Annotated in this window: 5 protein-coding genes; all 5 read right to left on the reverse strand. The window is 61.1% G+C overall.

The annotated features are described in order from the left end of the window. Positions 1-944: hypothetical protein (locus tag ONB25_14820; protein MDZ7394157.1), on the reverse strand; the 944-nt coding region annotated here is incomplete at its 3' end. A gap of 56 nt (positions 945-1,000) precedes the next feature. Continuing rightward, entirely contained in the window at positions 1,001-2,812 is a 1,812-nt protein-coding gene (gene asnB / locus ONB25_14825; GenBank protein ID MDZ7394158.1) for an asparagine synthase (glutamine-hydrolyzing), read from the reverse strand. A 120-nt stretch (positions 2,813-2,932) separates the two neighbouring features. After that, complete coding sequence (locus tag ONB25_14830) at positions 2,933-4,372, reverse strand: GWxTD domain-containing protein (protein ID MDZ7394159.1); 1,440 nt, start codon at positions 4,370-4,372, stop codon at positions 2,933-2,935. Between the two features lies 1 nt (position 4,373). After that, entirely contained in the window at positions 4,374-7,961 is a 3,588-nt protein-coding gene (gene smc, locus ONB25_14835; GenBank protein ID MDZ7394160.1) for a chromosome segregation protein SMC, read from the reverse strand. Between the two features lie 761 nt (positions 7,962-8,722). Beyond that, positions 8,723-9,457, reverse strand: coding sequence for a hypothetical protein (locus tag ONB25_14840; GenBank protein MDZ7394161.1), 735 nt, complete (start codon positions 9,455-9,457; stop codon positions 8,723-8,725). Between the last annotated feature and the right edge of the window lie 166 nt (positions 9,458-9,623).

The following is a 9,623-nucleotide window of genomic DNA, read 5'->3' on the forward strand; positions in this document are numbered from 1 at the left end:
TACTCTTCAGTGGACACGCGGCGCATGAGCTCCGGGAAGCGGCGCGCCTCCCAAATGGGCAGGTACTGGCTCATTAGGCTCACGTGAGTGTCGGGGCCGAGCTCCCTGGCAATGGCCGCCAGCACTCGCTCGGTGTTTTCCAGTGCGCCAGGCAGGACCAAGTGTCGCACCAGGAGCCCACGCCGCGCTATTCCCTCCTGGTCGACCTGCAAATGGCCGACCTGGCGGAGCATCTCCCGCAGGGCCTCGAGGCACACCTCCGGATAGTCCGCAGCGCCCGAGTAGCGCCGGGCAAGGGTCGCATCTGCGTATTTGAAGTCAGGCAGGTAGACGTCCACCACTCCCTCCAGCAGGTGGAGGGACTCCAGCGACTCGTAGCCGCTGGAGTTATAGACCACCGGCAGGCGCAGCCCCTGCCCCGCGGCCAACTCCAGCGCCTCCAGCACGCGTGGCAGGAAGTGCGTGGCCGTCACCAAGTTGATGTTGTGCGCGCCGCTGCGCTGAAGGAACAGCATCGCCCTGGCCAGCGTGGCCGGCGACACCACATGCCCCAGGCGCCAGTGGCTCATGGGAAAATTCTGGCAGAACGCACAGGCCAGGGCACAGCCGCTGAAAAAGAGAATGCCTGAGCCGCGCGTGCCCGAGATGGGCGGCTCCTCGCCAAAATGCAGCTTGGGCTTGTACAGCACCGCCTCCGGCCCCATGCGGCAGACCCCCAGCTCCCCTGCCCGCCGATTCACCCCGCACTCGCGCGGACAGAGGTGACAGTCCTCCAGGTGCAGCGCCGCCTGGTGAGCGCGCTCTCGCAGCTCCCCGGAGCGATGCAGAGTCAGGTAACCCGGGACCCACGCACTCGAGGAGTTTGTGTCGTTCAAGAAAACACCAGCCGGTGGAGAATCGGTCGCGGCGTCACGCGAGGGCTGCGATACCCGTGCAGAAGGCATCCTTTTGCTCCTCTGCTTCCCCTCCGCGCGGCGGGGCAAGGGTTCACCGGCGGCGCTCACAGCGCCACCTGGAACAGACGCGCCCACAGGGCCACATTGAAGAGCTTCCACAGGGTTCTATCGTCCAAGTTTGCGAGCGATGATCGGAGCGCAGTTGGCGTGAGCATCTGCTGCAGCAGGGGGCTCTTCATGATCTCCTCGAGGAACGGCTCGCGGGGCCTCATCCAGTTGGCCAGAGGTGCCTCGAACGCCACCTTCTCGCGCCGCCAGGCCACCTCAGGCGGCAGCAGGTCCAACGAGCGAACCACGTACTTGGTCCAACCGTCGCGAATCTTGAGCCGATTGTTGAGCCCGAGAGCCGTCTCCACTAGCCGGTAGTCCAGGAAAGGCAGGCGCGTCTCGACGGCAAAGTGCATGGAGTTGCGGTCCTCGTAGCGAAGCAAGTGTGGTAGCTGGGTCTGCGTGAGTTCGATGCGCTGCAGCTCGACGATGTCAGCAAAGCTCGCTGCCACGCGCTCGGCCAGCTCGCGGTTGATGAGTTCGAGCAATTCTGGCCTCAAGTAGGCGTGGCGGGCCTTGAGGCGGTTCAGTCGCACCCCCGCGCGCGGGAAGTAGAACATGAAAAGCAGCAGCCGCCAGGCAGAAAGACGAGAGTGGCGCGCGCAGTTGAAAAACTCCCGAACAGCAGACCAGAGAGGCAAGGAGCGCAGGTAAGCCGGGAAGTAGCGCTCGTACCCGAGCAGGCACTCGTCGCCGCCCTGGCCGTCCAAGAGGACCGGGCAATTCAGCTCGCGCGCCGTGCGCATGACAAAGTACTGGAGAAAGATCGACGGGCTGCCGAACGGCTCCTCCTGCGCTGCCACAACCTCCTCCAAGTGCTGGACAAAGTCGGTGCGCTGGGGGGCGATCACGTGCCAGTCCAGGTCTGCGGCACCGGCTACCCGCTCGGCGTAAGGGGTCTCGTCCACAGAGGGGTCGCTGGCCTTGGCGGTGATGGCGGCAAAGCGCCGCCCTGTCTGGGCCCGATACGATTTGGAGGCGAGGGTGGCGACCGTGGAGCTGTCTAAGCCTCCGCTTAGGCAGGTGCCCACCTGGACGTCAGAGCGCAGGCGGATGGTCACGGCTCTCTCCAGCTCTGCGCGAAAAAGACTCCTGGCCTCATGGTCGCTCATAGTTGCGAGTGAGGGGTCAATGCGCAGCGAGTAGTAACGCTCCACCTGGAAGGCGTGGCTGCCCAGGTCATAGCGCAGGTTGTGCCCTGGGAGCAGCTTCTGAATGCCGACGAAGCAGGTGTATTCGTCGTACTCCTCCAAACCCAGCACCAGGTAGTCCACAATGCGCGGCACGTTGGCGGAACGCGAAGAAAGGAGAGGCAAAAGCTGCTTGATCTCTGAGGCAAATGCAAAGAGCTGATCCGTGAGCGTGTAGTAGAACGGCTTGACGCCGAAGCGGTCGCGACTGCAGAACAGCATGTGCCGCTTGCGGTCGTAGAGGGCAAAGGCCCACATGCCATTGAAATGGTGCACACACTGTTCGCCCCAGTGGTCGAAGGCCGCCAAAACCACCTCTACATCTGTCCGGGTGTGGAATCGGTACCCGGCCGCAGCGAGCTCCTCCTTAAGCTCAAGGTAGTTGTACACCTCGCCGTTGAAGACGATCACGTAGCGGTCCAGGTAGTGCATGGGCTGGTTTCCGGCGGGCGTCAGGTCCAGGATGGCTAGGCGGCGATGCCCCAGGGCCAGGTTTTCCTCAAAAAAGTAGCCTTCTGCGTCGGGTCCGCGGTGCCTTACCAGCTCAGTGATCTGGCTGATGAGGGCACGGTCCACAGGGCCGTTGTCTTTGCGAATGATGCCGGCAATGCCACACACGCCTCATTCCTCTGTATGCTGCCGCCCGAGCGTTCGTTGCGGCACCTGGATGGCAAAAGGTCAAGCGTCGCGTGCGCTTGACCTTCTGATTGACCTCGAGACTGCCAGGGCGATGGGCGGCTAACGGTTCGGATCGATCCAGCGCTGCCAGTCGGCGTCAAAGAGCTCGCCGCGGGCGGTAGAGTGCACCAGTTCAAAGTCCCCCATCTCACGCTTGTCCACAAAGACAAAGATCACGCCGCCCTGCACGGAGTAGTAGTGCCAAATGTGATAGGCCTTGTTCTCGGCGCTGAATGGGAAGCGTTCGATTTCGTCCGGGCGACCGTACTGCAACAAGATGCGCCCGCGGTCGGTCTTCCACCCCTCGCGGAAGCCCTTGAACACGGCATTTGCCTCTGCCACGCGGGCCAGGTAATCTTGCTTGAATTCATTCTCCGGGGTTCCCGGCGTCTGATCCATGCGCGCCCAAAAGTCGCGCAAGAAGTTGCGTTTGCCGGCCAAGTTGAGCGTCTTCCAGGTGGCGCGGTCCTCCGCCGTGTTGATGTAGCGGGTGACTTCAAATTCGTGGTCAAGCTCTCTTTCGCTCATCACGTTGTAGCGGTCAGCGTCGAGCCCGGGTGAGCCTTTCCCTGTGGGTGCCTTCTGCTCCTGGGCGGCAAAGGTCTCGCCTTCGCGGTAGACAAAGAACTTCTTCATCACGGAGGCCCGTTCGCCCGTGGTCGGGTCCTCTACCTCCAGCACGAAATAGTACGTGCCAGAGGACAGAGTGATGATGTTCAGCCCTCCCACCTCCACTGCCGAGGTTCCGGGTTTTGCCTTCCTGCTACTGGGGAAAGTCTTGGCACGCTGGCCGTCGCCGTTGAGAACGAGGTAGTTGACGCGATAGAACGCCGAGTCGCCTGGGTGTCCGTAGGTCAGATTATAAACCTCGGCGTAAAAGTAGAGGATAGGCAGTGCAGTCCCGTATATGCCAGGAGGGTTGGGCAGGACAAGATAGTTGCCCTTGGTGAACTGGCCGCGAGTCGTGTCGCGGGAAATCTGCGCAGCGAGTTGCAGATCGCTGAGGCAGAGGCCGCTGTCCGGGAAGGCAATCGCCTTGATGTCAAAGAGCGCCCGAGCCGTGTCACCCGAGGCCATGTCTACCACCTGGAGGTCCATGCGATAGTCGTGCTTTGGCACATTAAACTGTCCTACCGTGAAAAGGCTATAAGCCCCTTGCGTCTCGGCCACGCTATCGGCATGGTTGACGTTTCGCCACATTCGACGTGCCACGGTGTCCGCGCCGGCAAGGAGGAGGGCATCGACCAGAAACTCACCCCGTAGGCGGCCATCCTCGGTGGGCACATAGGTCAGCGCGCTACGGGGGAGGGAGATGTAGGTTTCCAGGAACGTGTGTTCCTGGGGAGCGCGGAATCGCGCAAAGTCGACCGTGAACTGGAAAGGCATCCGTACGGAGTCCGGTGCAAAACCGACCGCCTTTGCCCCAATGGGCAGGGGCATCAAAACGAAGGAAAGGAGAGCAAGTGCCCCTATCGTCAGCAACTTGGTTCGGTGTGCCATGTTAACCCTCGGCTGCGGCCGATTGTCTCTCTTCGGACGCCGGTTCCTGTTCCCCAAACTTTACCGACACCAGCTGGGAGATGTGATCCTCGCCCATGGTTACGCCGTAGAGGTAGTCGGCCGCTCTCATGGTTGTTTTGTTGTGGGTGACCGTGATGAACTGCGTGTTGGCGGAAAACTTGCGCAACGCCTGCACAAAGCGGCGTACATTCACGTCGTCCAAAGGTGCATCCACCTCATCCAGGATGCAGAACGGACTTGGCTTGACCAGGTAGATGGCAAACAGAAGGGAGATGGCGGTAAGCGCCTTTTCGCCTCCGGACATCAGGGAGAGTGACTCCAGGCGTTTGCCTTTGGGACTGGCTACGATTTTGATCTCCGCCTCCAACGGGTCCTCGCCCTCCTCCAGACGGACCTCGGCAGTACCGCCCTCGAAAAACTCAGCAAACACCTGGCGAAAGTTCTCGTTTACGGTCTGGAAGACCTGGGCGAACTTTTCCCGCGCCGTTTGATTGATGCGGCGGATAGTCTCCTCCAGGTTCGCCCGTGCGTCAAGCAGGTCTTTCCGCTGATTCAGCATCAAGTCCAGGCGCGTCTTTTCTTGCTCATAGTCGCGCAAGGCAAGGAGGTTGACGGGCCCGAGCAGTTTGAGCTTCTGGCGCAGGGTGGCAATCTCCTGTTCCAGGGCCGGGACGTCCACCTCTTCCATCTCGTGCGGAGTGAGCTCCACTTCGAATTCCACGCGGGCGCGCTCTTTGAGGTTGTTGATTTTGAGCTGGAGCTCGTTTGCCCTAAGCTCCAGCTGGTGCACCTCTTCCGCCAGCCGTTCGCGCTTGGCCCTCACCTCGCGACACAGGCGTTCTTGTTCGTCGATCTGTTGTTTGTGCGCGCGGTATTGCTCCTCCAGGTCCAGCACGAGCCGTTCCAGCTCCTCGCGCCTCGCAAAGCCCTCTTGGAGTTCCCGCTTTCTTTGGGCGATGCGCGCAGCTATGGCTGCGGCCTCTGCCTGTGCCTGCCGGGCTTCGTCGCCTCGACTGGTGTGAGCCCTTTCGGTCTCCTCAATGAGGGTCTGGGTGCGCGCTATTTCGGCGACCACGTTGTCCAAATCGCGCTGTCGCCCGATCAGCGCCACATGGTGCTGTTCCACCTGGGCGTTGCATTGGGCCGCGGACGACTCTGCCTCCGATAGGCGCAGACGCACCTCTTCAGCGTGTTGGGCAAGGCCCTCCCCCTGCGCGCGCAGTCCCTCTAACTTGGCCGAGAGCTCCGCTTGCTGGGCCTCAGCCTCCTGGACGCGGCGAGACAGCTGCTCTTGCTCAGCGGCGATAGTCTGCTGGCGCTCACTCAGGGCGCGGAGCCGGGCCTCTACCTGGTTAAGCTCCAGGCGCGCAGTAGCACGTTCTTCCTCCTGCGACTGGAGCGCAGCGCGGAGCTCGTGCTCATTGGTGACAAGCGCGGCGATTTGATTTTCTTGCTCCTGTGCCTGCTGTTCCAGCTCGGCAATTGTGGCCCCAAGCAGGGCGCATTGTTGGGAAGCTTGTTCTAACTGCTGTCGCCGGCCGATAAGACCCACCTGCTGTCGTGCCACCGAACCTCCGCGCACAAAGCCTTCCGGCGTGAGGCGCTCGCCAGCGAGGGTCACAATGTCGTACCCCTGTTGTGCCGCGGTTGCGTGCAGACGGCGGGCCGTGTCCAGGTCCCGAACGATGACGGTAGCGCCCAGGAGGGCCGACACTACCGGCCGATAAGGCTCCTCGCATTGTACCAGCTCGTCGGCCCAGCCCAGCACTTCTTGTCCAGGCCGCAGTGCCTCTGGGCGTGGGGCCGATGCTGGCGCATGGAGGTCGGCCAGCGGCACGAACCAGGCTGCACCCTGCTCCCGTTCCTGGAGCGTGGCTATGCCTTGGAACGCCATGGCCTGGTCGACAACGACCACATAGTTCAGTGCCTCGCCCAGCGCTGTCTCGATGGCTGGGCGGAAGGACTCTTCCACCACCAGCACGTCTGCTAGTGTTCCCAGCGCGCGAAAGCCGGGCCCTGGTTCAGCAAGCAAGACGCGCACGCTGTCGGGCCTATCCTCGTGTGTTTCCAGGAGTCGACGCAGAATTTCGACACGATCTCGCGCTCGCTCCATTTCGGCCTTTGCTCGGAGCTGGCGCCCTCGGGTTTCTTCGTGGGCCTGTCGCAACCCTTGCAGGCTGGCTTGGATGGCCTCAAGCCTTTCTCGCGTCTGGTGCACTGCCTGGGTCAGTGCGTTCACGCGTTCAGTGCACGTTCCGAGCTCACGCTGCAGTGCCGCGGCGGTCTGCTGGTTCTGCTCGTGTTCGGCAGTCAAGGCTGCGGCTCGTTCTTTCAGCGCGGCGCGGTGCGCGGCAGCGCGTTCTACCTGCGCTTGGAGCTCGGCGAGCTGCCGTTGGTGCTCCCTCAGCTTGAGCTCGGCGGCGCTGTACTCCTGCCGAAGTGCGTCCACCCGGGCGGCCCATTGGTGTTGGTTGGTCCGGGCCTCCTGGTAAATCGCCTGCGCTGCGGCCACTTCCTGTTCCAATTCCTCACGCCGCTGCCCTTGCTCCCCAAGGTGCACCCTCAGCTTTTCCATGCGCGCCTGAAGCTCAGCGGCCTCCTTTTGGAAAAGCTCCGCCTTGTTCTCCAGCGCGCGGATCTGCTCCCTGCCTACCAGCACATCTTCCTCGTGGGCGCGCAAAGCGGTCACTGCCTCGTTGAATTGTTGCTGTGCTTGTCGCAGCTCCTGCTCCTGCGCGATGAGGTGAGTTTTGGCCTCCTCCAGCGCCGCCTCTAACCTACCCAGCTCCACACTGACCGTCTCGCGCTCCTGCCGTCGCGCTGCCAACTCCTCTTGCAACGGGGCCAGCTGGCCGAGGTATTCGGTGTACCGCTGGGTGGCCACCTGGATTTCCAACTCGCGCAAGGTCTGGGCTATGCGCTCGTAACGCTGCGCGCGGTGTACCTGTCGTTCCAGCGAACGGACGGTTTTTTCCACCTCGGCGATAATGTCTTCCAGGCGCTGGAGGTCCTTTTCGGTGGCCTCCAACTTGCGGTAGGTGGCCTTGCGCCGTTCCTTGTACTTGGTGATCCCCGCCGCCTCATCGAACACCCGCCGGCGTTCTTCGGCCTTGCCATTGAGCAGTGACTCGACCATGCTCAGCTCGATCACCGAGTAGGCATCCGGGCCCATGCCGGTATCCATGAACAGGTCGTTGATGTCCTTGAGGCGGCACACGGAACCGTTCAGCAGGTACTGGCTCTCCCCGGAGCGGAACAGCCTGCGGGTGATGACCACCTCGCTGTACTCAATGGGCAGAACGTTGCGGGTGTTTTGCACGGTGAGGGAGACCTCCGCCATGCCCAGCGGCCGCGCGCCTTTGCTGCCGGCGAAGATGACGTTCTCCATCTTGTCGCTGCGCAGGACCCCAGCTTTCTGTTCTCCCAAGACCCAGCGAATGGCGTCGACAATGTTGCTCTTGCCGGAGCCGTTGGGTCCCACAATGGCGGTGATGCCCGGGTTGAAAACCAGGGTCGTCTTTTTTGCAAAGGATTTGAAGCCTAAGATGTCAACCTGGGAAAGATACATGCACGATATCCTGTTCTGCCTTCTTGTTAATGGCTATGGCGCGCGGAGTCATTGCTTACGCCGGGGCCGGATTTTGAGGCGTGTTAATGTACGATGAAAGCTATCATAAAATCAAGTGGTTTTTTGTGAGCGCGCGAGGTGCTTTCGTTCGCCTGGGGCCTACGTGCCGGCGTGATGAGCGGAGACCGGCGAGTGTGGGCATAGCGGTAAGCACCAACCCATCGCCGAGGGAGGAGCAGAGTAGGGGGAAGGCCCTGGAGGAGTGGGCGAGACTGGGGCATGCCTTGTAGATCGCGGCATTCGTCGGGGACAAGATACGGGCGCGAGTCGGCTGCGGCGTTGCTGGGATCCTTTGAAGCCAATCGGCAGGATAACAGGCATTGGCCAAAGCCGGTTATTTCGTCCCTCGCCGCTCGGTCTTCAAGTAGCTTTTGCTGGCCGCAGACTTCTGCGCGGAGTCTTGCCGCGGTGTTCAGCTCATAGCAGCGGCACACTGCGCAGACGATGCAGGGGAGAGCACCAGGAAGATGTCGGCTACTACGGCCACCGAACCTACGGAGCGAATGGCAGGTGGACGTTGACAACTCCGAAGTCCCTCGCGGTGAGAATGAAGTGGTACTCAGTGCCTGTACGGTCGAACTGATAAGGAGGGAAGAGCGGTATGAGCCCCACCGAAATCGCTGCCCAGACAAAGATTGCAGCTTTTGCCCGCGCCGAGCGGCCCCAAAGGCCCCCCGCCGAGCTGCCCCGCGCGGGCGGGGTTAGCCCGCGTGTTCTTCAAACCAGGCTTTGACAGTTCTCTTGAAATAAGCTTGCATACTCGCGTACTGTTTTGCTCGGTGACCATTTGCGCCAGACGGATGGGGGAACCCTAGTAGACAGCGTCTAGGAGCTAGCAGCCCTTCATCGATCAACAGATGCAGGGCAGCGGAGACGCACTTGCCCAGAGGTATGATCAGTGCGTTGCTAATAAGCTCCAGTTCTACAGCTAACACTCCTTTCACATATTTCCGAAGCACGGGCGTTGTCAGTAACTTGGGTTTATGGCCCGTGTAGTTTTGCCCATCCACGAAGACCGGGTAACGAATGGCAGAAGTCGTGTGGAGCAGATCGCGGCGATCGCTGAAGAGGAGCGCACTCGATGCGACGCCAAGAGCTTTCGGGAGTTCCAGCCCGTCCAGCATCTCGATAAGATTCTCTCGCATCGGCCCCGCAAAACTGGCTTGTCGCTTGGCGTACGCACAAACTTCAGTCGGCGACATTCCTTGCTTGGCAAAGCGATAGCCAATTTCCATCTGTGTCCAACTAGGCGTTATTCCAATCAAGACTATCTTCGCATTCTCGTTCACATAGTCAAAGCGCGCATAGTAAATTTCGAGCCCATTCTCCTTGTGCAGCAAGAACGTTGAAACCAAGAGATCACTTTTGGTTAGAGAATCGCGGCTCGGCAACGCCGCAATGTACGGAGCGTATCTGCTGAACAGGTCTATGGTCATCGCTGAGGGAATCCGCCTAGCATGAGACAAGTGACGGTCTAACGATCAGCATCAGCCGCGACGGCCTGCGGCGTCGGCTGCATGCGGTTGTTAGATGGTCAATCACCCACCTGGTTCTGGGCAAATTGATCGGACCAAGCTAAGCGATGTGCCCCCACCTCAGCTG

This window comes from candidate division KSB1 bacterium, assembly GCA_034506335.1.
GTDB lineage: Bacteria > Zhuqueibacterota > Zhuqueibacteria > JANLFK01 > Oleimicrobiaceae > Oleimicrobium.